The sequence below is a fragment of the Ensifer aridi genome (genome assembly GCF_002078505.1).
GTDB lineage: Bacteria > Pseudomonadota > Alphaproteobacteria > Rhizobiales > Rhizobiaceae > Sinorhizobium > Sinorhizobium aridi.
This window is the reverse complement of record NZ_LUAV01000035.1, coordinates 206,228-229,222: the sequence shown is the minus strand read 5'-3', so window position 1 is coordinate 229,222 and position 22,995 is coordinate 206,228. Positions and strand designations below refer to the sequence as shown.

The window sequence follows — 22,995 nt, the reverse complement described above, 5'->3', positions numbered from 1 at the left end:
GGAGAAGGGCGGAGCTCATGGACAGAAACGAAATGACACCGTCTGGCAGAACGAGCCTCTGGCGCAATGCTCGCCTTGCGACGCTTCGCGAAGACCTCGGACCGCTCGGCATCATCGAGAAAGGCGCCGTCGGCGTCCGCGGCGGCCGGATCGTTTATGCCGGAGCCGAGAGCGAACTGCCTGTGGGCTTTGCCGAGGCGGACCAGGTGGTCGATTGCGAACGTCGCTGGATCACGCCGGCGCTGATCGATTGCCACACCCATATTGTCCACGGCGGCAACCGCGCCCGCGAATTCGAGCTTAGGCTCGAAGGCGCGACCTACGAGGAGATCGCCCGTGCCGGCGGTGGGATCATCTCCACCGTCAAGGCGACCAATGCCTTGTCGGTCGAGGCCCTGGTCGAGACGGCACTGCCCCGGCTCGAAGCGCTGCTCTCCGAGGGCGTGTCCACGGTCGAGATCAAATCGGGTTATGGCCTCAACATCGAGGCCGAGCTGAAGATGCTGCGCGCTGCGCGCCAATTGGAGCGCGTGCGCCCCGTGCGTGTTGTGACCAGCTATCTCGCCGCCCACGCCACGCCGCCGGAATACAAAGGCCGAAATGGCGACTACATCTCGGACGTCGTCCTGCCCGGTCTCGTCAAGGCGCATGCCGAGGGGCTCGTCGATGCGGTCGACGGCTTCTGCGAAGACATCGCCTTCTCGCCGGCCGAGATCGCACTCGTCTTCGACAAGGCCAAGTCGCTCGGCCTGCCGGTCAAGCTCCACGCTGAACAGCTTTCCAATCTCGGTGGCGCCAGGCTTGCCGCTTCCTATGATGCGCTTTCGGCGGACCATCTCGAATATCTCGATGCCGAGGGTGCTGCGGCGATGGCGACGGCAGGCACCGTCGCCGTCCTTCTGCCCGGCGCGTTCTATACCCTTCGCGAAAAGCAGTTCCCGCCGGTCGAGGCACTTCGCGCCGCCGGAACACGCATCGCCGTCGCGACGGACTGCAATCCCGGCACTTCGCCGCTGACATCCCTGCTCCTGTCCATGAACATGTCGGCGACGCTTTTCCGTCTGACGGTCCAGGAATGCCTCGCTGGCGTGACGCGCGAGGCGGCCCGCGCGCTCCGGATCCTCGATGAAACCGGCACGCTCGAGGCGGGGAAATCGGCGGATCTCGCGATCTGGAACATCGATGCGCCGGCGGAATTGATCTACCGCATCGGCTTCAATCCTCTGCATGAGCGGATTTTCAAGGGTGAAAGGATTGCCGTATGACCATTGTGCTGAAACCGGGTGCGGTTCCGCTCAAGGATCTTGAGACGATCTACTGGACCGGCGAGCCCGCCCGCCTCGACCGCGCCTTCGACGCCGGCATCGCTAGGGCTGCGGAGCGGATTGCCGAGATCGTCGCGGGCAATGCGCCGGTCTACGGCATCAATACGGGTTTCGGCAAACTCGCCTCAATCAAGATCGACAGCGCCGACGTGACCACCCTCCAGCGCAATCTGATCCTGTCGCATTGCTGCGGCGTCGGTCAGCCGCTGCCGGAGAATATCGTGCGACTCATCATGGCGCTGAAGCTCATCTCGCTCGGCCGCGGCGCCTCCGGCGTGCGCCTCGAACTCATCCGCCTCCTCGAGGCGATGATGGAAAAGGGCGTCGTTCCGCTGATCCCGGAAAAGGGTTCGGTCGGTGCCTCCGGCGACCTCGCACCGCTCGCTCACTTGGCCGCCGTCATGATGGGGCATGGCGAAGCTTTCTTCTCCGGTGAACGCATGGCAGCCGCGGCCGCCCTGGGCGCGGCCGGTCTTTCGCCGGTGACGCTCGCCGCCAAGGAGGGCTTAGCGCTGATCAACGGCACGCAGGTCTCGACGGCGCTCGCACTTGCCGGCCTCTTCCGCGCGCATCGGGCGGCCCAGGCGGCGCTTGTCACCGGCGCGCTTTCGACCGATGCGGCCATGGGCTCTTCCGCCCCGTTTCATCCGGATATCCATACGCTGCGCGGTCATCGCGGGCAGATCGACACGGCGGCCGCGCTTCGCCGGCTGCTCGACGGATCGGTCATCCGCCAGAGCCATATAGAAGGCGACGAACGGGTGCAGGACCCCTATTGCATCCGCTGTCAACCGCAGGTCGACGGCGCTTGCCTCGATCTCCTGCGCTCAGTCGCCGCCACACTCACGATCGAAGCCAACGCCGTCACCGACAATCCGCTGGTGTTGTCCGACAATGCCGTCGTCTCCGGCGGCAACTTCCACGCCGAGCCGGTCGCCTTCGCCGCCGACCAGATCGCGCTCGCGGTCTGCGAAATCGGCGCCATTTCACAGCGCCGCATCGCACTCCTCGTCGATCCGGCCTTGAGCTACGGCCTGCCCGCTTTCCTTGCGAAAAAGCCCGGCCTCAATTCGGGTCTTATGATCGCCGAAGTCACCTCGGCCGCGCTGATGTCGGAAAACAAGCAGCTCGCGCACCCCGCTTCCGTCGACTCGACGCCGACCTCGGCCAACCAGGAAGACCACGTCTCGATGGCTTGCCATGGCGCCCGCCGCCTGCTCCAGATGACGGACAACCTGTTCTCGATCGTCGGCATCGAGGCGCTCGCAGCGGTCCAGGGCATCGAGTTCCGCGCGCCGCTTGTGACGAGCCCGGAACTTCAGAAGGCGGCGGCCACCCTGCGCGCCGTCGTGCCCACGATCGAGGAAGACCGCTACATGGCGGATGACCTCCGGGCCGCAGGCGAACTCGTCGCTTCAGGCCGGCTCGCCGCCGCCGTCTCCGACGGTATTCTCCCGACGCTGGAGGGCTGATATGGCGGTCTATGAAGTCCGGCAGGGCACCTCGCCCGTCATTCTCGGTTTTCCGCATACGGGCACGCACGTGCCCTCTTCGATATGGGAGCGGCTGAACGACAATGGCCGCATCCTCGCCGACACGGACTGGCATATACACGAGCTCTACGAGGGCCTGCTGCCGGACGCGACCACCGTCCGCGCCACCTTCCACCGCTACGTCATCGACGCCAATCGCGACCCGGAGGGCGTCAGCCTCTATCCCGGCCAGAACACGACGGGGCTCGTTCCAGAAACGGATTTCGATGGCGTGCCGATCTGGAAGGATGGCGAGGGCCCGACGGAGGCCAATATCGCAGAGCGCCTGCGCGCCTTTCATGCGCCCTATCATGGCGCCCTTGCCGCCCAGATCGCCCGCGTCAAGGCGATCCACGGCGTTGCCGTGCTCTATGATTGCCACTCGATCCGCTCGCACATCCCCTTCCTTTTCGAAGGCAAGCTGCCGGACTTCAACATCGGCACGGATATGGGGCAAACCTGTGCGCGAGCGATCGAAAGATCGGCGGTCGAAATCGCGGCAAAAGCAGATGGTTATAGCCACGTGCTCAACGGTCGCTTCAAGGGCGGTTGGGCGACGCGCCACTATGGCCGCCCGCAACAGGGCGTGCACGCCATCCAGATGGAACTGGCGCAATCGACCCATTTGACTGCGGAAGCACCGCCCTTCGCCCTGGACGTGGCGAAAGCCGAAAGGCTTCGACGTCATCTCCGGAACATCCTGGAAGCCATTGAAGCAAAAGCATTCGACCTCCAACGCACAGGGAGTGAGGCATGAACACGAACAATCCGCGCCACAATATTCGCGAGGTGCGCAGTCCGCGCGGAACCGAGATCAGCGCCAAGAACTGGCTGACCGAAGCGCCGCTGCGGATGCTGATGAACAATCTCGATCCGGATGTCGCCGAGAACCCGCACGAACTCGTCGTCTATGGCGGCATCGGCCGCGCCGCCCGTACCTGGGATGATTTCGACCGCATCGTCGCAGCGCTCAAGGACCTGAACGAGGACGAGACCTTGCTCGTCCAGTCCGGCAAGCCCGTCGGCGTCTTCCGCACCCACAAGGATGCGCCGCGCGTGCTGATCGCCAATTCCAATCTCGTACCGCACTGGGCGACCTGGGACCACTTCAACGAGCTGGATAGGAAGGGTCTCGCCATGTATGGCCAGATGACCGCCGGCTCCTGGATCTATATCGGCACGCAGGGCATCGTGCAGGGCACCTACGAGACCTTTGCCGAGGCCGGCCGCCGGCACTATGGCGGCAATCTCAAAGGCAAGTGGATCCTCACCGGCGGCCTCGGCGGCATGGGCGGTGCCCAGCCGCTCGCCGCCGTCATGGCCGGCGCCTGCTGCCTTGCCGTGGAGTGCAATCCGGACTCGATCGATTTCCGCCTGCGCACCCGTTATCTCGACGAGAAGGCCGAGACGCTCGATGAAGCTATGGCGATGATCGAGCGCTGGACCAAGGCCGGCGAGGCCAAGTCCGTAGGTCTCCTAGGCAATGCCTCGGAGGTCCTACCCGAAATGGTCCGCCGCGGGATTCGGCCGGACATCGTCACGGACCAGACCTCGGCGCATGATCCGATCAATGGTTATCTGCCGAGGGGCTGGACGATCGCCGAATGGAAGGCCAAGCGCGAGAGCGATCCGAAGGCGGTGGAGAAAGCCGCCCGCGCTTCGATGCGCGACCATGTCGAAGCGATGCTCGCCTTCTGGGATTCCGGCGTCCCGACGCTCGACTACGGCAACAACATCCGCCAGGTGGCGAAGGACGAAGGTCTCGAGCGCGCCTTCGATTTCCCGGGCTTCGTCCCCGCCTATATCCGTCCGCTCTTCTGCATGGGCATCGGACCGTTCCGCTGGGCGGCGCTTTCCGGCGACCCGGAGGATATCTACAAGACGGACCGGAAGGTGAAGGAGCTGCTGCCCGACAACAAACACCTGCACAATTGGCTCGACATGGCCCGCGAGCGCATCGCTTTCCAGGGCTTGCCTGCACGCATCTGCTGGGTCGGCCTTGGCGATCGTCATCGCCTCGGCCTCGCCTTCAACGAGATGGTGCGCACGGGCGAGCTGAAGGCACCGATCGTCATCGGCCGCGACCATCTCGACTCCGGCTCGGTCGCTTCGCCGAACCGTGAGACCGAAGCGATGAAGGACGGCTCGGACGCGGTTTCCGACTGGCCGCTGTTGAACGCCCTGCTCAACACCGCCTCCGGCGCCACCTGGGTATCGCTGCACCACGGCGGCGGCGTCGGCATGGGCTTCTCGCAACATTCCGGCATGGTGATCTGCTGCGACGGTACCGACGATGCAGCCCGGCGCATCGAACGGGTGCTCTGGAACGATCCGGCGACGGGCGTCATGCGCCATGCCGACGCGGGCTACGACGTAGCGCTCGACTGCGCCAAGGAGCAGGGTCTCCGCCTGCCGGGGATACTCGGGAACTGATGGACCGGGTGGCTGCTCCAGATTGCACAACATCCACGCCTTCCCAGCCCGCAAGCGCCCAGCTCGCGTCTTGCCGATCTCCCCCCTTGTGGGGGAGATGCCCGGCAGGGCAAAGGGGGTTAACACGACCAATCGCTGGCCGCCATAATCCAATGGGTTTCCGCGGTAATCCCCTACTTCCACCGCGCCGATAGGCGCGCCTTCGGCGCGAAATCGAAATCCCGATCGAAGGGGAAGACCGGCCGCAGGCGGCGCTCGCTCGCGAGGTGTTCTATGTCCTGATTGACGACTCCATGAGTGAGCGCCATCAGGTTGGGATTGGCGATCGGCGCGAGCTCCGGCGAAAGATAGCCGGACTTGACGACGAGTAGGCGCATGGTTGCGGGGTCGAGGCCGAGGCGGCGAAAGTCCTCGATATTGTGATAGGGACGGCGCCGCGCCGACAGCACGATCACGATGCCTTCCGCCTCGACCACCGCCTGACGCTCGGCGGCAGATCCCGGATCATCAACGCGCATGACCTTCACCGTCACCTCTGCGGGAGCGCTCGACGGGTCGAGACTGCCGCCGATCCGCAACGTCAGCGTCTCGCCCTCGCCGGCGGCGAAGCAGGCCTCCACAGCCGGTCGATCGGCGATGCCGGCAATCAACGCGTCCTGCCAACCGCGGTTGAGAAGCGCATTCAACACATCGGCGCGGTCGCCGACACCGCCGCCGGTTGGATTGTCGCCGGAGTCGGCCAGAATGACGGGCTTCGTTGTTGCGCCTTCGGCAATGTCGAGCATTGCCTCGAGCGGTCCGGTGACCGGCCCGAAGGAAAAATTCTTCCGCTCATTCCAGTAGCTTGCAGCGATTTCCTCCGCCGCTTTCGAAGCCGCCGTCCTGTCCGAGCCGGTGACTACGGCGCAGGCAGTCGCCCGCGGCTCATCGGCCCAGACATACCCCACCATCAAATTGGCATCGAGAATGCCGGGCCGTTTGTCGATTTCCGGCAGAGCCAGGTAGAGACTCTTGGCCGGGTCGTCCTCCGTCGAGGTGCGTTCCCCGGGTAGGAGCACCGGCACGGGTGCCCAGGCGACGCCGGGGCGCGTGCCATGACGCAATGCCTCGATCAGCATCGACCAGGCCCGCACCATGGTTTCGCGCGTGTCGATATGTGGCGCAGTTCGGTAGGCGGCGAAGATATCGATCTGGTCGATGATCCGTTGGCTGACATTGCCATGGAGGTCGTAGCTGACCGCCAACGGACAATCGTGACCGACGACGGCGCGAGCGGCGGAGATCCAGTCGCCTTCCGCATCGTCCATCCCGTCGACCTTGATCGCCCCGTGCATCGCAAGATAGAGCCCGTCGAGCGGCAATGCCGCTTCGAGCCGTTCGAGGAACTCCGCCCGGAAGACATCGTAGGCCGCACGGGAGACCGGACCGCCTGGGACGGCCCGCGCATGCAGGAGCGGAATATGCCCGATCCCTTCCGCCTCGAGGAAATCGAAGTATTCCGCCCTCAGGAGGTCCTCTCCCCTGAGCACCCGGAAGTCTTCGACCGTCATCAGAACGGGCGAATAGGTGCTGCATTCCGTATGGATTCCACCGACGGCGATCCGCATGGCCGGTCAGCTCACAGCATAGGGCTCAAGGGCGCGATAGCGGCGAAGCGCAGCCAGTTCTTCTGCTCCTTCGGCGTCCAGGCGGCTTCCGCGATCGCCGGCAAGCGCGGGAACACCAGGCGATTGAAGTAACCACGCGACAGGAAATGCTCCGACCAGATGCAGGCCTGCACGCCCTTCATGCGGCTCTTCAGCTCTTCCGGGAACTCGCCTTCCGCCTCGTAAGCATAGGTATGCGCCGGCGTTGCCGTGCCGGCCCAGCTCGCACCGGGCTCCTGCCAAGCCTCCGCCTGGGCCATGTCGAGATAATAGGCCTGGCCGGGCGTCATCACCACGTCGTAACCTTCGCGCGCCAGCTCGATCCCGACCTTGGGATTCTCCCAGGCCATTAAGAGCGTGCCGTCGGTTCCGACGCCGCCGCCGTGCGCGACCTCGTTCCAGCCGACGAGCTTGCGGCCGCGCGCCGTTAGCATCTGTTTCACCTTCTTCAGGAAGTAGGACTGCAGCGCGAAGGTGCCGGAAATCCTCTCCTCTTCCATCAGCTTGCGCGCAAGCGGTGACGCCATCCATGAACCATCGGCCACTTCGTCGCCGCCGACGTGGATGTACTGACTCGGGAAGAGCTCGACCATCTCGTCGAAGACCTTTTCCAGGAATTCGTAGGTGAACGGCACGGCCGGATTGAGGGCGTTGTTGGGATAACCCTGGACCGAATAATAGCTCTCCGGCGCCTCCTGCCCGTCGGCGAGTTCCGGAAGCGCGACGAGCGCGGCCGTGCTGTGACCGGGAATGTCGATCTCCGGAACAACTTCGACGTGGAGCGCCGCCGCATGGGCGACGATCGCCTTGACCTCTTCCTGGCTGTAGAAACCACCGACCGGGTCGGCGCCGTTGCCAAGCTGCGGCAGCATAGGCTCGTCCGGACCGCGCAGCACGCCGAGCGCCGTCAAGGTCGGGTAGGCCCTGATCTCCAGTCGCCAGGCCTCGTCGTCGGTCAGATGCCAATGGAAGATATTGAGCTTGAACCAGGCAAGAATGTCGATGAGACGCATGATGTCGGCGGTCGGGTAGAATTGCCGCGAGACATCCAGATGGCAGCCGCGCCAGCCGTAGCGGGGTTGATCGACAATCGTGCCCGCGGCGGGAAAGCGGAATTTGGTCGCATGATTGCGGGCGCCGTCGATAAGCTGCGCGAGCGTCGTCAGACCATATTGCCGTCCGGCGGCTGCACCGTATTCGAGCCGGATTTCCCGACCTGAGAAGGCAAGCCGGTAGGCTTCGACGCCAAGGTCACCCCTCTTCGCGAAGACGATCGGTTGGCCCTGCCCGGACGGCGCAAGGCTGAACGGAGCGTGGCCAGCCGGGAAGAGCCTATGGAAAAGCGCCAGCACATCGGAGATCGCCCTGATGTCTTCTGTGCTGCTGTTCGCCGCGGGAAAGAGAACGGCCGGAAGTCCTTCTCCGGCCACCGCATCGATCTTCGCCGGCCAGGGCTGCAGCGCGAAGGGCAGGCCAACGTGGCCCTCCGGCAGGCGTGCCGGCGGCGGCTCGCTCGTAGCTCCTTCCAAACGCAGGTCGGATACGGCCACCGGCACGTACCGCGCATCGGAAAGCGTCAGATAGGCCGACTTCGCCCCGTCGGTGCAATGTTTCGCCTGCCGGTTGAGGCCGCCGACGGTGAAGGTCCAGTTTTCCCCTGGCGCAAGAGCGAAGCCCTCAGGCGGCGCGAACTCATGGAAATTGGCGTTGCGGCGGAGGAAGGTTGCGTTATCGCAAGCGGCCGGATCGACCACACGGGTGAGCGACGTGTAGGCCAGGCGGAAGCCGCTGAGCGGCGAATCCGAAAGATTGAAGAGAGTGAAGGTGAAGCGTCCGTGGGGGCCGCCCTCCGGTTGCCAGGCAGATTCGAGGCGATAAGAAACCGGCAGCATGGGCATTCTCCAAAATGGATTGATCAGTAGTGGTTGGATTGCGAGAACGTACGCGCCACCTCGGCTTGGCCAGCGGTGAGGCCGCAGTCGACCGGCAGGCAGACGCCGGAGATGGCTTTCGCCAAGGGGCTCGCAAGGAAGCGAACGGCCTCAGCGATATCATCGGGATCGACGATGCGCTCAAGCGGATACCAGCGCTTCGCCTCTTCAAAGACTTGCGGATTGGCCGCCGCACGCGCCTCCCAGGCTTTCGTGCGCACCGTGCCCGGCGCGACCGCATTCGCGCGGATGCCGAACTTGCCGTATTCCACGGCGATCAGCCGCGTGAGATGCAGAAGGCCCGCCTTGGCGGCGCTGTAGGCCGGATGGCCGAACACGTTCATGCCGTTGACCGAAGCGACGTTGACGACCGAGCCTTGGCTCTCCTTCAGCATCTCCTCGACCGCGCGGAAGCAAAGGAAGGCGGCTTCGAGATTGAGCGCGTTGTCCATGCGCCAGATCGCCTGCGTCGTGTCGTGCAGGCTGACTGCGCGCGCCGCGCCGGCATTGTTGACGAGCGTGCGCACCGTGCCGAGCGACCTGGCTTTGGCTGCCATCGCCGCCACGCTTGGGGCATCGGTCACGTCACAGGAGACGGCGACGAAATGCTCCTCGGCGCCAAGATCGTGCGCCGCCCTCTCGGCAGCATCGCCGTCGATGTCGGCGAGCAGCACCACGTCATGTCCGTCAGCGAGCCGCCTGGCGATCGCGCGGCCGATATCGCCGGCAGCTCCGGTGACGATCGCGACAGATTTCGGCATACGCGTTTCCTGCGGCACATTAATCTCCGAGAAGTTGGCGGTCGTCTCCATCTCTGTGCACGACGAGTTGCTGCTTGATGCGCCTCAGCGTCGCCGTGGCCTGCGGCTGAACGCGGTAGGCGACGAGGCTCGCGAGGATATCGAGCAGCGCGAGATAGGCGATGCGCGTGGAGGTCGGACGATAGATGTTGTGCCCTTCCGGTAGGTCGACCGGGACGGTGATATCCGCGGCTTCAGCGACTGGACTGCCGCTCTGGGTAAGCGCGATCGTGGGAACCTTGGCTTCGCGCGCGAGTGTGAAGGCACGCACCAGCTCCGTATTGCGCCCCGAAAAGGACGAGCCGACGATGACATCGGCGGGGCGTGCCGCCGCCGCCATCATCAGTTGCATGCTGTGGTCGGAGCTCGAGGTGATGCGCAGCCCCAGACGAAACAGGCGGTTCTGCAATTCGCCGGCGATCATCGAGGAATTGCCGCCCGAGCCGAAGGCATAGATCATTTCCGCCTGCGCCAGCCGATCGGCGGCCTGCTCGATCGCCGCAAGGTCGAGCGAGCGGTGCAAGAGGAACAACGCATTCTGCGCCTTGGTGATGATGTCCTGCGCCACATCGGCCGGCTCCTGGCTTTTCGGCTCCGGTTTCAGATAGCGCATGCCGATATAGGGCGTGCGCGCCAGTTGCACCTTAAAGTCGGAAAAGCTCTCGCAGCCGAGACGCCGGCAAAAGCGCGTGACCGTCGGCGGCGAAACATCGGCCTTGCCCGCGAGCTCGATGATCGACGCATTCACGGCAAACTCGAAGTCATTGAGCAGGATGTCGGCAATGCGGTTTTCCGACTGCGAGAGCCGCCCCTTTTCCTCCTGCAATGTCGCGAAAATATCCATCGAGCGGCGCCCTTTCCTGCTCAGGCGTCCTTCGGCTTATCGGCGACGCAGTCGATCTCCACCTTGCAATCGACCATCATGGAAGACTGCACGCAGGCGCGTGCCGGCGGATGAGCTCCGAAATAATCCTGATAGATGCTGTTGAAGCTCCAGAAATCGCGCGGATCGTCCAGCCAGACGCCAACTCTCACCACGTGCTCGACACGGTAATCCGCCTCTTTCAAAATAGCGAGCAGATTGCCGATCGCCTTGTGCGCTTGCGCGACGATGTTGCCGTCGATGATCTCGCCCTTCTCCATCGCGACCTGACCGGAGACGTAGAGCCAGCCGTCCGCCTCGACGGCGCGCGCGAAGGGCAGTGATTTTCCGCCCGCACCAGCCTGTTCGCCACCGTAGCGCTTGATCGACACGGAACGCCCTCTCTGCAAATTATTTTCTTCCTCCGTTGACAAGTGACCATAGAATGCGGAATTTGGCCAGAGAAAATCTTATTTATGAAAAGAATTTCAATCCGGGGCGAAACATATGCGGAACCCGTTCCAGAATCCGTTTGCTGAAAGCGACGTTGCCCGGCACTCCATCTGGGAAATGCTGGTGACCCGCGATATCGACGCGTTCCTCGCCGCCGATTGGTCGATGGTGGCCGACGATTTCGTCGAGGAGAGCTTCATCGGCATCGATGGAAGGCGCGAAACGGACCCGGACGAGTGGCGACTCACCTTTCCGACGCTCGCCGCTTACCGGGATGAATGGTTGCGTCAGGCGAGGGCTTTCGCCGAACAATCCTTTGCCGAGGATCCGCGGGCCGCAATCTTCGCGACAACCACGCTCGAGGATATCGAGATCAACGGGGAACTCGCGCTCGCGCGCAAGAAGTTCGACGGGCGCTTGACGAGATCGGATGGCAGCTTCGATGTCTTGAAATGGCAGACGGTCTATTATTGCCGCCTGCATGAGGGGCGCTGGAAGATCTGCGGCTTCACCGGCTACCTTCCCAACCCGATGGGGTCCAACTGAGGTGAAGGAAAAGGCAACGGCAGTGCGCATCTTCACCGCGGCGCTCGCGACCGAGACGAATACCTTCTCACCGATCTGCATCGACCGGCGCGCCTTCGAGGCCTCCCTTTACGCCGCGCCCGGCGAGCATCCGCAAACGCCGACGCTTTGCACCGCGCCGATCACCGTCGGCCGGCGCATAGCGGCGGAGAAGGGTTGGCAATTGATCGAGGGTACGGCCGCCTGGGCGGACCCGGCGGGGCTCGTGAACCGGCAGACCTACGAGGCTTTGCGCGACGAGATCCTCGCCCAACTGCGCGACGCCCTGCCCGTCAATGCCGTCGTTCTCGGCCTGCACGGCGCGATGGTCGCCGACGGTTACGAGGACACCGAGGGCGATCTGCTTCAGCGCGTGCGCGAAATCGTCGGGCCGGACGTGCTCGTCTGCGCCGAACTCGATCCGCATAGCCACCTCACGGAGAAGCGAGTCGCGGCCGCCGACTTTTTCGTCTTCTTCAAGGAATTTCCACACACGGACTTCGTCGACCGTGCCGAAGACCTCTGGCGGATCGCCGTCGATACGCTCGAAGGCCGCGTCGCCCCGGTCATGTCGATCTTCGACTGCCGCATGATCGACGTGTTCCCCACTTCGCGCGAGCCGATGCGCAGCTTCGTCGACAAGCTCATGCGGATCGAGCGGGACGATGCCGATGTGCTGTCGCTATCGGTGGTGCATGGCTTCATGGCCGGCGATGTACCTGAAATGGGCACCAAAATGCTGGCTGTGACCAACGGCAATAGCGCAAAGGGTGACGCGCTTGCCCGGGAACTCGGGCTCGAGCTTTTCGCCGGTCGCGGCACCTATCGCATGCCGGAAATCGACGAGCGCCAGGCCGTGGCGCAAGCGATGACCGCGCCGGCCGGCCCGGTGGTGATCGCCGACATGTGGGACAATCCCGGCGGCGGCACGGCGGGCGACGCCACCGTAGTGCTGGAAGAACTGCTCGCGAACAACGTCACCGATGCGGCGATCGGCACCATCTGGGATCCGATGGCAGTACGGATCTGCATGGCCGCCGGAGAGGGCGCCGAGATCCCACTGCGCTTTGGCGCGAAATCGGCACCTGGCACGGGCAGGCCAATCGATGGCATCGTCAAGGTGGTCAAGCTCGTGCGCAATGCCGAGATGCGCTTCGGAGAGAGCTTCGCTCCTTTCGGCGATGCCGCGCATATCGAATTTCGCGGCATCGACATCATCCTGAACTCGACACGCGCGCAGAGCTTCGACCCGAGCCTTTTCTCGGTCATGGGGATCGATCCGACGTCGAAGAAGATCCTCGTGATCAAATCCACGAACCACTTCTTCGCCTCGTTCTCGAAGATCGCCTCCGAGATCATCTATTGTTCGGCGGGAACCCCCTACCCCAACGACCCGGCGAAGACGCCCTACCGGCGCGCAAAACGCGACATCTGGCCGATGGTCGCCGACCCGCACAGGCCGGAGCGCGGTGCGGCTTGAGGCATTCGTCGGGTGCAAAGGAATGTAGCTGATCCCAATGGTTTATAGGGAACCTGCCCTCCCCCCAGCCCTCTCCCCGCACGCGGGGGCGAGGGCACGGAACCCGCGCTGCGAGTCCCCTTCGCCCCGCTGGCGGGGAGAAGGGGCCGTCAGGCGGATGAGGGGCTCATCACGTTCGGCGTTTAGTCGACGATGCGCTTCGCCATCAGAATATCGTCGACTTCCCGGCCGTCACGAATACAGCCGCCCGGGATGCGGCCGACTTCGGTAAAGCCCATCCGCACGTAAAATCGGACCGCAGCCGAATTCTCCGCGCTTGCGGCAAGCTCCAACTGCCGGACACCGATGCCTCGTGCATGATCCGTGACTGCGTCCAAGAGTCGCGACGCGAGGCCGCTACCGCGCAAGTCGCGACGCACGTAGACCATGATGAGCGTCGCCCGGTGCGCCATCTTGCTTGCACGCTGGCGCATCAGGCCCATGAGGCCGACCGGGACGTGGTCATCAAAGGCCACGAAGACAGGATTATCGAGCATTCGCCGGCGCCACTCGTCGTCCGACAAGCTTTCCCAATCTTCGGCACTGCTGGCAAAGGAATTTGGTTCGGCGCGCAGCGATTCCAGCCGGATATTGCGAAAGGTGTCGACGTCGCCGGGGCCGAGCAGTCGGATGATTGCAACCACGATCAAGCCACCGCCGGATCGAACAGGCTCATGTCGATGTCCGACATCTCCACCCGACGCTCGAAGGCGACGCCGTTTTCGTCGAAGAGGTGGCAATCGGCGGCGCGGATGCCGGTCTTGACCTGTTGGTCCGCGCGGATGGCGATGTTCCCCGGCAGCATGGCGCAATAGTTCTCGCCCTCCCCGCCAAGCGAGGCATAGGCGACAGTGTGCGCGCCGAGGCGCTCGATCACCGACGGCGTGACCGTGAGCGTCAGGTCCGCGGCCCCCAGCTGGATGTGCTCCGGACGCACGCCGAGGGTCAGCGTGCGGCCGACCATGCCGCCGCGAGGCACGACCGGAACAAGGGCCGTCTCGCCCCGATAGTCGAACTCGACGCCCGCGTCGCTCGCACCCGTGCAGGTCACCGGCAGGAAGTTCATCTTCGGATGGCCGATGAAGCCGGCGACGAACATATTGGCCGGCTTGTGGTAAAGCTCGAGCGGCGCACCGGTCTGTGCGATCTCTCCGGCATTCAGCACGACGATCCGGTCCGCCATCGTCATCGCCTCGACCTGGTCGTGCGTGACGTAGATCATCGTCGCCTTCAATTGCCGATGCAGTTTCGCAAGCTCAATGCGCATGTCGGCCCGGAGCGCCGCATCGAGGTTCGAGAGCGGCTCGTCGAAGAGGAAGATCTTCGGCTCGCGCACGATCGCGCGGCCGATCGCGACGCGCTGGCGCTGGCCGCCGGAAAGCATGCCCGGCTTCTGCTGCAAGCGCTGATCGAGATGAAGGATGCGCGCGGCATGCTCGACCTTCGCCTTGAGCTTCTCCTCCGGCATTTTTTCGACCCTGAGCGGAAAGGCGATGTTCTCGAACACGGTCATATGCGGATAGAGCGCATAGGACTGGAAGACCATGGCGATGCCGCGCTTGACGGGCGGCAGGTCGTTCACCCGCTTGCCGTCGATGACGATGTCGCCCGCCGTCGTCTCGTCAAGGCCCGCGATCATTCTGAGCAGGGTGGACTTGCCGCAGCCGGAAGGCCCAACGAAGACCACGAATTCGCCGTTCCTGACTTCGAGTTCGACGCTCTTCAGCACCTCGAACGTGCCGTAGAACTTCTGAACCTTGTTGAGTTTGAGCTGTCCCAAGAATCTGTCTCCAACCGCCGGCGCGTGAGGCGGCGCCTAAAAGCTGGGACCGCGGACTCCGAAGCCCGCGGCCCCGACAGGCATTATTTGTACTGTTCGAGCTCGCCAGCGGCCTTCTTCAGCGCATCGGCGGGCTCCGCCTTGCCGGTGACGACCGACTGGACCATTTCGATCATCGTGTTCTGCAAGCCCTTGTAGTCGGTAAAGAGCGGCTCCGGCCCGCCGAAGGAGATGCCGTCGATGAACGGCTTCCAATAGGGATTGGCGGCGACCATCTCGTCCACGGCCTTGCCCGGGCGCAGCGGCGTCAGACCTTCCTGCGCTTCATAGATCGGCTGGTTTTCGGGATTGGTCAGGAACTTGGCGAACTCGATCGCCTTCTCCTCGACACCCGTGCCGCTGAAGACTGCAAGGCTGTCGGTGATCAAGAGCGTGCCCGGGCCCTTGGCGCTCGGCCCGAGCGGCAACGGCGCGACGCCCCAGTCGATCTTCGTTTCCTTCAAACGGTTCACCGCGCCGACGGATGCATGGATCATGCCGAGCTTGCCGTCGAGGAAGATCGCGCGCACCTCGTTCTGCTCATAGGAGGTCGGGCCTTCTTCGGCATAGGGCACGATGTCCTTCAGCGCCGTCAGCGCTTCGAGGTTCTCCTTGCTGTCGAGCGTGATATTGCCGTCGGCGTCGATGACCGAGCCGTTATTGGTGTAAACCCAGTGCAGGAACTGGTGCATGGTGTTGTCGAAGGTCTTGGCCACCACGCCAAACCCGGCGATGCCTGTCTTCTCCTTGATCGTCTTGGCGTATTCGAGCTCTTCCGCCCAGGTCTTCGGCGGCTTCTCCGGATCAAGGCCGGCCTGCTTGAACAGTTCCTTGTTCCAGAACAGCGACTTGGTGGAGAAGGCGACCGGAACGCCCCATTGCTTGCCGTCGGTCGTCACCGTGTCCATGATGTAGGGGTAATAGGAGGCCTTCTCTTCGTCCGTAAACGGGATCGGCACGATCAGTTCATTCTGTGCGAATTCCTTGAGCGTGCGCGAGCCGACATAGGCGAGCGCCACGGGCGTGCCGGAGGCAGCAAGCGTCGTCACCTTGTCCTGGCACTGGCCCCAGCCGACCACTTCCGCGGCAATCTTATAGCCGGGATTGGCCTCCTCCCACTTCTTGATGAACTCGGCGTGTGCCGGCTGCATCTTGTCGCCGCAGGCGAGAAAGGTGATCTCGGTATCGGCCAGCGCCGGCAGCGCCGTGGTGGCGAGAAGCGCGAAAGTCCCGGCAATCAATGAGGCATGCTTTCTCATGGTATTCCCCTCGCTTGTGAAGCTCGTTGTTGCGGTTACTGTTTCACGGCGCCGGCGGTCAGGCCCGCGACGAGATAGCGTTGCATCAGGAAAATGAGGACGACGGCCGGCGCGATGCCGACGAAACTTGCCGCCATGAGCTCATTCCAGACCACTTCCTGCCGGCCGAAATAAGCATAGAGGCCTATCGGCAGGGGCATGTATTCGGACTTCGAGTTGAAGGTCAGCGCGAAGATGAATTGCTGGGCGTAGGATCCGATGAAGGTAGTGATCGCGACCACCGTGATGCCGGGCATGGCGATCGGCAGGATGACGCGGCGAAGCGTGTAGAAATGGCTTGCCCCGTCGACGAAGGCAGCCTCGTCGAGCTCCCGCGGGATGCGCATCATGTAGGTGCGCAACAGCCAGATGGCAGACGGGATGAGGAAGGCGACGCCCGGCACGATCATCGCGAAATAGGTGTTCAACACCCCGAAGCTGCGCATCAGCCTGAAGAGCGGGATGAGCAGCACCGCGCCTGAAAACATGTTGACCGCGAGGAAGGCCGCGAGCAGCGCGCCACTGCCACGGAACGTGAAGCGGGCAAAGGCGTAGGCAGACGGCACCACCAGCACAAGCACGACCGCGGTCACGATCGTGGAGATGAAAAAGGAATTGAAGATGTAGCGGGCGAAACCCGGCACGCTTACCCACATCGTACGATAAGCCTCGAAAGACCCGTTCTCGGGCCAGAAGCGGTAGGGCGAGGAGAACAAGAGCGCGAGCGGCTTCAGCGACACCAGGAAGCCTTCGACGAAGGGAGCGAGAATGAAGGTCAGGAAAACGAAGATGCCCGCATAGATGCCGACAAGTTCGTACCAGCGATAACGATTGATCATGGCCGGCTGGCTCATCGGCTTTCTCCCGAGGCGAGGCGGTGGGTCACGCGGAAGTAGGCGATGCAGAAGATCGACAGGAAGATGCAGATCAGCACCGCGCGAGCTGCCCCTTCGCCGTATTTCTTCGAGCCGATCGCCGTCCGATAGGTGTCGATGATCATCGTCGTAGTGTCGCCGTTCGGCCCGCCCTGGGTCAGGATCCAGATGATGTCGAAAGAGTTGAAAGTGGCGATCAGCGACAGCATCGACATGGTGATCATCGCTGGCACGAGAAGCGGCAGGGTGATGCGGCGGAAGCGATAGAATCGTCCGGCCCCATCCGTCCAGGCCGCCTCATAGAGGTCCTGTGGGATCGCCTGCATCGAAGCGAGCAAATAGAGCGTCACCAGGGGCACGCCGATCCAGACGTCGGTGATGATCGTCGCCCAGAAGGCGGTGGAGCCGTGGGCGAGGAAGGCGACCGGACCATCCACCAGTCCCAAATTCTGGAGCATGCCGGAGATCATTCCGAACTGGCCGTTATACATCCAGCCCCACATGAAGATGCCGATGGCCATCGGTACGATCCATGGCGGCATGGTGAGCACCCGGAACAGCGCCCGTCCCGGCACGGCCGCGTTCAGCATCACCGCACCGAAGGTGCCGATGATCATCTTGATCGCCACGGAAAAGGCGGTCCAGACGAAGGTGCGGATGATCACTTGTGCGAAAGTGCCGTTGAAGATCTTCTCGTAATTGGCGGTGCCGACCCAATTGGTCGTCTTCTTCAGCGAAGCGTCGGTGAAGGAAAGGATGAACGTGTCGACCAGCGGATAGGCGACGATAACGGTGACGTAGAGGACAGCCGGAAGAAGCAGAAGCCAGGCAAAGATGACGGTGCTGCGCCGAACACTCATCCCCTGCCCCTCTCAGGCTGCACGAGCGTGCAGCGCTTCGTCGAAGCGGTCCCAGAGCGGCCGCAAATCGACGACCGCCCGCTTCATCCGCGCCTCGTCCATGGAGAGAGCCAGGATGCCGGCCTCGAGCGCATCGAGCGGCGAGACCGGCAGCGGGCCGCCATCCCTGACATGAGCGATGATCTCCGCCGCCATCTGCTCATCGGCGCCGTAATGCTGCGACAGCGCCGTCTCCTTGGCATAGCGCTTCTCGACGACCTTCTTGCCGGAGAGCGCCTCGTGCACGTCGAGGTAGCCGCGGATGAAATCGCCCTCCGCCATGCCGCGCGAGCCCATCACGCAGAAGCGGCGGAACTGGTCCGGCACGTTGAGATTGGTGTGGAAGTTCATCGCGACCCCGTTGGCGTATTCGATGATCGCGACCTGGTAGTCGATGATGTCGCCGTCGCTGTCGAAGACCTTGTCCGTGGCGTTCCAGCCGCTCGGCTTGCGGTGGAAAAGCTCCAGGTCGTTGATGCCTTCGCGGGCGGGATCATTGGCCGGGATGAAGCTCTTGCGGCCGCCGAAACTCGCCACGCGCTCAGGCCGCGCACCCACGACGCCATTGTAGAGATCGAGGTCATGGCAGCATTTTTCGAGCATGAAGCTGCCGGCATAGCGTCCATAGCGGCGCCAGTCGCGCATGAAGAATGCGCCATGATAAGGTTCGATGTGCTCGGACGCCTCGATCGAAACGATCTCGCCCAGGGTTCCTGCCGCTTGAGCGGCGCGAAGGTCGCGGTACATCGGCGCATAGCGCAGCACGAGACCCACCATCAGTCTGTCGTTGCCGTGTTTCGCCAGCAGCACGGCAAGCTCCAGGCTCTGCTCGATCGTGCTGACGATGGGCTTCTCGCAGAAAACCTTGAGCCCGGCCTCCAGACCGATGCGGATGTGATCGAGATGCATGTGGTTCGGGGAACCGATCATCAGGAGGTCGAGCTTCTCGTTGGCGATCAGCTCCTCGGGCGTGGCATAGGCCTTGCCGGCGGAAATGCCCTTTTCCGTGAGAGTCGCAAGGCCCGCGGGCGCCGGGTCGACATAGCCCGCGATCTCGAAGCCTTCGTCGATCGCCTTGAAGACATAGCCCAGATACCCGAGACGGAATCCGAGTCCGATTATCCCGACTTTCATGCTCTCGCTGTTCCCTGCCTTTTGGCGTAATTTATTTTCGTAGACTGGGATAGAATTTTTTACACGTCAATACAGAACGGCTAATTACCCGAAAATGTGAAATTTATTTTCATGTCGGTTGGGCTACGCGGCCGAACGACGACGACGAGCGCTGAGCACGCGAAGCGAGACGCCTTGCTGAATAAGAATGCTTTTGCGTCGTGGCCGGTAACCTCGGCTCACGGTGTGCACATGACAGAGCCCGGTGTTTTAGTGCCCGGTAACAGAAATGGAGACCGCCAAAGCTCTCATTGACTCTGGTAACGGGCGCAATCTACTCGTGCAAAGCGCACTGGGGCAACGATATTGCCGTGACGAAACTGGCCGGCACTTTCGTCACGATAATGAAAGATGGCGGCAACAAGACCTCTGTGCAAAGGGCTCGAGGAACCAATCACTGGAGAGTTGGCGATGTGGGCAAAAAACGCCTTGAATTCGACCTTGGCGCGTGTTGATGGCAAAATATATGCATATGGGGAAAGTCTCCATTTCGAGCGTCCTCAGGCCGTACGGTTTCGGTTCAGCGGAACGGAGGGAATTACGTTCTTCTGCCACAGCGGCGGCGAAACGCTGACGTGGGACACGTCAGAACTGTCGGAAGTTGACTTGGACGAATATGGCAAAGAACTGGTGGTGAATCTCGCAGATCACGCCCCTTGGTCCCGCTTGATTGGAAGGACGCTCACGAGCGTTAGCGAGATTGTCTCTCCAGATGGGCCTGTCATTGGGTATGAGTTCATCTTCAAGCCTGACGGAAATCTTCTTTTGTTGAACTTGGGCGACGAGATGGCGGTGTTCGACGAACCGCAGGAAGTTATTCTTAAGGAGGAGTCGTTCCTTAGCAGGCGGTACGCGCCTCCAGATTGAGTTCTCTCCAAACAACGACGACCACGCACGGAGTCCCGCCAACTACCGTCGACGCACTTCGGTATTTCTCCGTCACCATCGTCCAAGCGGCTGAACTCAAGAGCGCTGAACACGCCTCACACGTGCGCGCGGCTGGAGAGCGCCCGCTCCAGCCCCTGAAGTGCATCATGGATGAGGACCGCGAGCACGGCGACGATGAGCCCGCCCTGGAGCACGAAGGCGAGATTGTTCGACTGCAGCCCGGCGATGATGACCTCGCCGAGCGTCTTGGCTGCGACCGTGGAGCCGATCGTCGCCGTCGCGAGGCTGATCACGACCGAAAGGCGGATGCCGGTCAGGATAACCGGCAGCGCCAGCGGGAGCTCGATCTTGAAGAGCTGCTGGCGTTCGGTCATACCCGCGCCGCGTGCGGCCTCCATGACCGCGGGCGGCAGTGTCGTCAGTCCCGTCAGCGCGTTCTCGAAGATCGGCAGCAGGCCGTAGAGGAAAAGCGCGATCAGCGTCGGCTTCTCGCCGAAGCCGAAGATCGGAACCGCGAGCGCGAGGACCGCCACCGGCGGAAAAGTCTGGCCGATATTCACGAGGCTGCGCGACACCGGCAGGAACTCGGCGCCGGCCTTGCGCGTGACGAGGATCGCGAGCGATACGGCGACGACGGTTGCCGCAACCGTCGCAATGAAAACCGTTCGAAGATGCAGGATGGTCAGCCAGAACAGGCTGCCCCGATTGTAGATCGCCGGCGCGTTCGCCTGCACCAAGGGCCTCAGCAGCGGCTCAAACCAGATGGGTTGGAGCAGGAAGACCAACAACAGGAGCAGCACCGAGAGGCGCGCAAGATTTGAAAGGGACGCCATCTATTCAGGCCTCGCGGCGCGCTTGACCAGGCCTGCGAGGCTCACCTTGCCGATGACAGCGCCATCCGCCGCGGCGACCGGGAGGGCCGCACGCCCGGACCAGAGGAGCTCGGATAGGGCATCGCGCTGGCTGAGTGTCGCCGGTATCGGCTCACCTTCGGCACCGCCGGGCTCGACGGCATCGCCGGCCGTTTCGATCGCAAGCAGCCGGAACGGCCTTTCGCTGCTGCCGATCAATGCTTCGACGAAGGGGGTGGCCGGCCTCACCAGCATTTCGGCCGGCGTCGCATATTGCAGCACCTCGCCCTTGTCCATGACGGCGATCTTGTCGGCGAGACGAAAGGCCTCCTCCATGTCGTGGGTGACGAGGATGATGGTCGTGCCGAAATGCTTTTGTATGGCGAGCAGATCGTCCTGCGCCTTGGCGCGGATGATCGGGTCGAGTGCGCCGAAGGGCTCGTCCATCAGCAGCAGGTTCGGCTCCGCCGCAAGCGCCCGCGCGACGCCGACCCGTTGCTGCTGGCCGCCGGAAAGCTCATGCGGATAGCGCGCGCCGAAGAAGTCGGGATCGAGTTGGAACAGCGTCAGGAGTTGCTCGACCTTCGCCTTGATCCGCGCATTCTCCCAGCCGAGTAGTGTCGGCACGGTGGCGATGTTTTCCGCTACCGTGCGGTGCGGAAAGAGACCGTGTCCCTGGATCGCATAGCCGATGCGGCGGCGCAGTTCGAATTCGGGCACCGACCGGTTGTCCTCGCCGTCGATCCTGATCATGCCGGAGGTCGGCTCGACCAAGCGGTTGACCATTCTGAGAAGCGTGGTCTTGCCCGAGCCGGACGTGCCGACGACAACGGTAACCGTATGCGGCTCGACGGTCAGCGACACGTCGCTGACCACTTCGGTATCGTCGTAACGCTTCGTGATGTGGTCGAATTCGATCATGCGGCTCTGCCTTGGCTGCGATCGGAGGCGGCCATCTCGATCAAGGCATCGAGCACGATAGCAGCGGCGAAAGCGAGGACGACGGTCGGGACCGCGCCGAGCAGCACGAGATCCATGGCCGTCTGACCTATGCCCTGGAAGACGAAGACGCCGAAACCGCCGCCGCCGATGAGGGCGGCGATGGTCGCAAGGCCGATATTCTGGACGAGCACGATGCGAATTGCGGTAAGGATGACCGGAAAGGCCAGCGGGAATTCAACAGTGGCAAGCCGTTGCCAGTCGGTCATGCCGAGGCCACGCGCCGCATCGTTGGCGGCACGCGGCACGCCGGCGAGGCCGACAACTGTATTGGCGACGACGGGCAGCAACGAATAGAGAAAGAGGGCGACGAAGGCCGGCGCAACCCCGATGCCGCGAATGCCTATCGCCGCCGCTCCGGGGACATACGCCGCGATCCAGCCGAGCGGCGCGATCAGAATGCCGAAGAGCGCGATCGACGGAATGGTCTGAATGGCGTTGAGCACACCGAGCACGCTGTTCCGCAGACGATCGACCCGATGACAGAGGATACCAAGTGGCAAGCCGACGACGGTTGCCGCCGCGAGCGATCCGAGCGCCAGCGTCAGGTGGCGGCCCGCCTCCGCCCAGAACGTGTCGGCTCGGCTCGCATATTCCTTCAGTATCGACAGCCCGTCCCACACGCCGGCAAAAAGCATGCCGCCAACGAGTGCCAGTACGGCCGCGAGGAAGAGGAGGCGGACGACCGGCCCAGGATTGAGCCGCGTTAGCGCATCGGCGACAAGGAGCGCGAAGGCGAATAGAAGAATCCAGAAGCCGGAGGCCGGAGAAACGCGGGCATAGGCATTGTCCGGCGGCGTCAGATTGTCGGCGGCAGCTCCGGCGAGAAAGCACAGCGCGACCAGAACTGCGAGGGCCGAAGCCATTCGCACCGTCAGGGGTGTCCTCAACAGTGCAATGACAGCCGCCACTGTCACAAGAGCGATGAGCCCATAGCCGAGCAACGGCGGCAATGCCTCCCAAATCGCCCTGGTTTCGCCCTGAACGATGCGGTTGGCCTTGAACGTTGCGAAGGGGGCAAGCAACGCACCATAGGCTGCAAGGGCTGCTACTATCGCGCCGAGCTTATCAAAAGCGAGAGGCTTGCGTTCTGTGTCCCCGATGATACCGATCGCCATGAAATGATCC

The 22,995-nt window shown here is 63.1% G+C and carries 21 protein-coding genes; 7 read left to right on the top strand and 14 right to left on the bottom strand.

Annotated features, from left to right (window positions below; genetic code table 11):
• The first annotated feature begins 17 nt into the window (after positions 1–17).
• The 4 genes from hutI to hutU are packed head-to-tail and all read left to right on the top strand — an operon-like array spanning position 18 to position 5,290.
• Positions 18–1,265: an imidazolonepropionase gene (gene hutI, locus AYK65_RS27050; protein WP_081162243.1), complete on the top strand. Its 1,248-nt coding sequence runs from the start codon at positions 18–20 to the stop codon at positions 1,263–1,265.
• Entirely contained in the window at positions 1,262–2,797 is a 1,536-nt protein-coding gene (gene hutH / locus AYK65_RS27045; RefSeq protein WP_081162240.1) for a histidine ammonia-lyase, read from the top strand. Before hutI ends, hutH begins: the two co-directional genes overlap by 4 nt.
• A 1-nt stretch (position 2,798) precedes the next feature.
• Complete coding sequence (hutG, locus tag AYK65_RS27040) at positions 2,799–3,614, top strand: N-formylglutamate deformylase (protein WP_081162237.1); 816 nt, start codon at positions 2,799–2,801, stop codon at positions 3,612–3,614.
• Positions 3,611–5,290 (top strand): urocanate hydratase, encoded by a 1,680-nt coding sequence (gene hutU, locus AYK65_RS27035; RefSeq protein WP_026614954.1) that lies wholly within the window; start codon positions 3,611–3,613, stop codon positions 5,288–5,290. The genes hutG and hutU overlap by 4 nt, the downstream gene beginning before the upstream one ends.
• A 173-nt stretch (positions 5,291–5,463) precedes the next feature.
• On the opposite strand, the gene AYK65_RS27030 is transcribed toward hutU, so the two are convergent.
• Genes AYK65_RS27030 through AYK65_RS27010 form a run of 5 tightly spaced genes read right to left on the bottom strand, consistent with a single transcriptional unit; the run spans position 5,464 to position 10,921 of the window.
• A complete protein-coding gene (locus AYK65_RS27030) occupies positions 5,464–6,897 on the bottom strand; it encodes a M81 family metallopeptidase (protein WP_081162234.1) in 1,434 nt (477 codons plus the stop codon).
• An 11-nt stretch (positions 6,898–6,908) separates the two neighbouring features.
• Positions 6,909–8,828 (bottom strand): beta-N-acetylhexosaminidase, encoded by a 1,920-nt coding sequence (locus tag AYK65_RS27025; RefSeq protein WP_081162231.1) that lies wholly within the window; start codon positions 8,826–8,828, stop codon positions 6,909–6,911.
• A 23-nt stretch (positions 8,829–8,851) separates the two neighbouring features.
• Entirely contained in the window at positions 8,852–9,628 is a 777-nt protein-coding gene (locus tag AYK65_RS27020) for an SDR family oxidoreductase (RefSeq protein ID WP_081162358.1), read from the bottom strand.
• Between the two features lie 19 nt (positions 9,629–9,647).
• Positions 9,648–10,511, bottom strand: coding sequence for a MurR/RpiR family transcriptional regulator (locus AYK65_RS27015; protein WP_081162228.1), 864 nt, complete (start codon positions 10,509–10,511; stop codon positions 9,648–9,650).
• Between the two features lie 20 nt (positions 10,512–10,531).
• On the bottom strand, positions 10,532–10,921 hold the full coding sequence (locus tag AYK65_RS27010; RefSeq protein WP_026614949.1) for a RidA family protein: 390 nt from the start codon (positions 10,919–10,921) through the stop codon (positions 10,532–10,534).
• 115 nt (positions 10,922–11,036) lie between these two features.
• On the opposite strand from AYK65_RS27010, the gene AYK65_RS27005 reads away from it, so the two are divergent.
• Together AYK65_RS27005 and AYK65_RS27000 are read left to right on the top strand one after the other, a co-directional pair.
• Positions 11,037–11,528: a hypothetical protein gene (locus AYK65_RS27005; protein WP_046119257.1), complete on the top strand. Its 492-nt coding sequence runs from the start codon at positions 11,037–11,039 to the stop codon at positions 11,526–11,528.
• A 22-nt stretch (positions 11,529–11,550) separates the two neighbouring features.
• Positions 11,551–13,026, top strand: a complete 1,476-nt coding sequence (locus tag AYK65_RS27000) for a M81 family metallopeptidase (protein ID WP_046119256.1) — start codon at positions 11,551–11,553, stop codon at positions 13,024–13,026.
• A 182-nt stretch (positions 13,027–13,208) separates the two neighbouring features.
• Here AYK65_RS27000 and AYK65_RS26995 read toward each other — a convergent pair whose 3' ends face one another.
• The 6 genes from AYK65_RS26995 to AYK65_RS26970 form a co-directional block, all read right to left on the bottom strand.
• Entirely contained in the window at positions 13,209–13,709 is a 501-nt protein-coding gene (locus tag AYK65_RS26995; RefSeq protein WP_026614946.1) for a GNAT family N-acetyltransferase, read from the bottom strand.
• Positions 13,710–13,711: 2 nt separating this feature from the next.
• Positions 13,712–14,845, bottom strand: coding sequence for an ABC transporter ATP-binding protein (locus AYK65_RS26990; protein ID WP_026614945.1), 1,134 nt, complete (start codon positions 14,843–14,845; stop codon positions 13,712–13,714).
• A gap of 83 nt (positions 14,846–14,928) precedes the next feature.
• The gene (locus tag AYK65_RS26985) at positions 14,929–16,143 is read right to left on the bottom strand and encodes an ABC transporter substrate-binding protein (RefSeq protein ID WP_051440513.1); all 1,215 of its coding nucleotides are present in this window, start codon (positions 16,141–16,143) and stop codon (positions 14,929–14,931) included.
• 35 nt (positions 16,144–16,178) lie between these two features.
• A complete protein-coding gene (locus AYK65_RS26980; protein WP_026614943.1) occupies positions 16,179–17,036 on the bottom strand; it encodes a carbohydrate ABC transporter permease in 858 nt (285 codons plus the stop codon).
• Entirely contained in the window at positions 17,033–17,917 is an 885-nt protein-coding gene (locus AYK65_RS26975) for a carbohydrate ABC transporter permease (RefSeq protein ID WP_026614942.1), read from the bottom strand. Before AYK65_RS26975 ends, AYK65_RS26980 begins: the two co-directional genes overlap by 4 nt.
• A gap of 12 nt (positions 17,918–17,929) precedes the next feature.
• Positions 17,930–19,090 (bottom strand): Gfo/Idh/MocA family protein, encoded by a 1,161-nt coding sequence (locus AYK65_RS26970; protein ID WP_046119254.1) that lies wholly within the window; start codon positions 19,088–19,090, stop codon positions 17,930–17,932.
• A gap of 450 nt (positions 19,091–19,540) precedes the next feature.
• Between AYK65_RS26970 and AYK65_RS26965 the strand changes: the two genes are divergently transcribed.
• On the top strand, positions 19,541–19,996 hold the full coding sequence (locus tag AYK65_RS26965) for a hypothetical protein (RefSeq protein WP_026614940.1): 456 nt from the start codon (positions 19,541–19,543) through the stop codon (positions 19,994–19,996).
• 116 nt (positions 19,997–20,112) lie between these two features.
• On the opposite strand, the gene AYK65_RS26960 is transcribed toward AYK65_RS26965, so the two are convergent.
• Genes AYK65_RS26960 through AYK65_RS26950 form a run of 3 tightly spaced genes read right to left on the bottom strand, consistent with a single transcriptional unit; the run spans position 20,113 to position 22,985 of the window.
• Entirely contained in the window at positions 20,113–20,850 is a 738-nt protein-coding gene (locus tag AYK65_RS26960) for an ABC transporter permease (protein WP_026614939.1), read from the bottom strand.
• Positions 20,851–21,789 (bottom strand): ABC transporter ATP-binding protein, encoded by a 939-nt coding sequence (locus AYK65_RS26955; protein WP_026614938.1) that lies wholly within the window; start codon positions 21,787–21,789, stop codon positions 20,851–20,853.
• Positions 21,786–22,985, bottom strand: a complete 1,200-nt coding sequence (locus AYK65_RS26950; protein ID WP_081162225.1) for an ABC transporter permease — start codon at positions 22,983–22,985, stop codon at positions 21,786–21,788. The genes AYK65_RS26955 and AYK65_RS26950 overlap by 4 nt, the downstream gene beginning before the upstream one ends.
• Between the last annotated feature and the right edge of the window lie 10 nt (positions 22,986–22,995).

Bases quoted from the DNA above. Each gene is read 5' to 3' on its own strand.
- AYK65_RS26985 (WP_051440513.1), bottom strand. From the start codon at position 16,143: ATGAGAAAGCATGCCTCATTGATTGCCGGGACTTTCGCGCTTCTCGCC.
- AYK65_RS27020 (WP_081162358.1), bottom strand. From the start codon at position 9,628: ATGCCGAAATCTGTCGCGATCGTCACCGGAGCTGCCGGCGATATCGGC.
- AYK65_RS26980 (WP_026614943.1), bottom strand. From the start codon at position 17,036: ATGAGCCAGCCGGCCATGATCAATCGTTATCGCTGGTACGAACTTGTC.
- AYK65_RS26960 (WP_026614939.1), bottom strand. From the start codon at position 20,850: ATGGCGTCCCTTTCAAATCTTGCGCGCCTCTCGGTGCTGCTCCTGTTG.
- AYK65_RS26975 (WP_026614942.1), bottom strand. From the start codon at position 17,917: ATGAGTGTTCGGCGCAGCACCGTCATCTTTGCCTGGCTTCTGCTTCTT.
- AYK65_RS26950 (WP_081162225.1), bottom strand. From the start codon at position 22,985: ATGGCGATCGGTATCATCGGGGACACAGAACGCAAGCCTCTCGCTTTT.
- AYK65_RS26970 (WP_046119254.1), bottom strand. From the start codon at position 19,090: ATGAAAGTCGGGATAATCGGACTCGGATTCCGTCTCGGGTATCTGGGC.
- AYK65_RS26955 (WP_026614938.1), bottom strand. From the start codon at position 21,789: ATGATCGAATTCGACCACATCACGAAGCGTTACGACGATACCGAAGTG.
- AYK65_RS27030 (WP_081162234.1), bottom strand. From the start codon at position 6,897: ATGCGGATCGCCGTCGGTGGAATCCATACGGAATGCAGCACCTATTCG.
- AYK65_RS27005 (WP_046119257.1), top strand. From the start codon at position 11,037: ATGCGGAACCCGTTCCAGAATCCGTTTGCTGAAAGCGACGTTGCCCGG.
- AYK65_RS26965 (WP_026614940.1), top strand. From the start codon at position 19,541: ATGTGGGCAAAAAACGCCTTGAATTCGACCTTGGCGCGTGTTGATGGC.
- hutG (WP_081162237.1), top strand. From the start codon at position 2,799: ATGGCGGTCTATGAAGTCCGGCAGGGCACCTCGCCCGTCATTCTCGGT.
- hutU (WP_026614954.1), top strand. From the start codon at position 3,611: ATGAACACGAACAATCCGCGCCACAATATTCGCGAGGTGCGCAGTCCG.
- hutH (WP_081162240.1), top strand. From the start codon at position 1,262: ATGACCATTGTGCTGAAACCGGGTGCGGTTCCGCTCAAGGATCTTGAG.
- AYK65_RS27015 (WP_081162228.1), bottom strand. From the start codon at position 10,511: ATGGATATTTTCGCGACATTGCAGGAGGAAAAGGGGCGGCTCTCGCAG.
- hutI (WP_081162243.1), top strand. From the start codon at position 18: ATGGACAGAAACGAAATGACACCGTCTGGCAGAACGAGCCTCTGGCGC.
- AYK65_RS27025 (WP_081162231.1), bottom strand. From the start codon at position 8,828: ATGCTGCCGGTTTCTTATCGCCTCGAATCTGCCTGGCAACCGGAGGGC.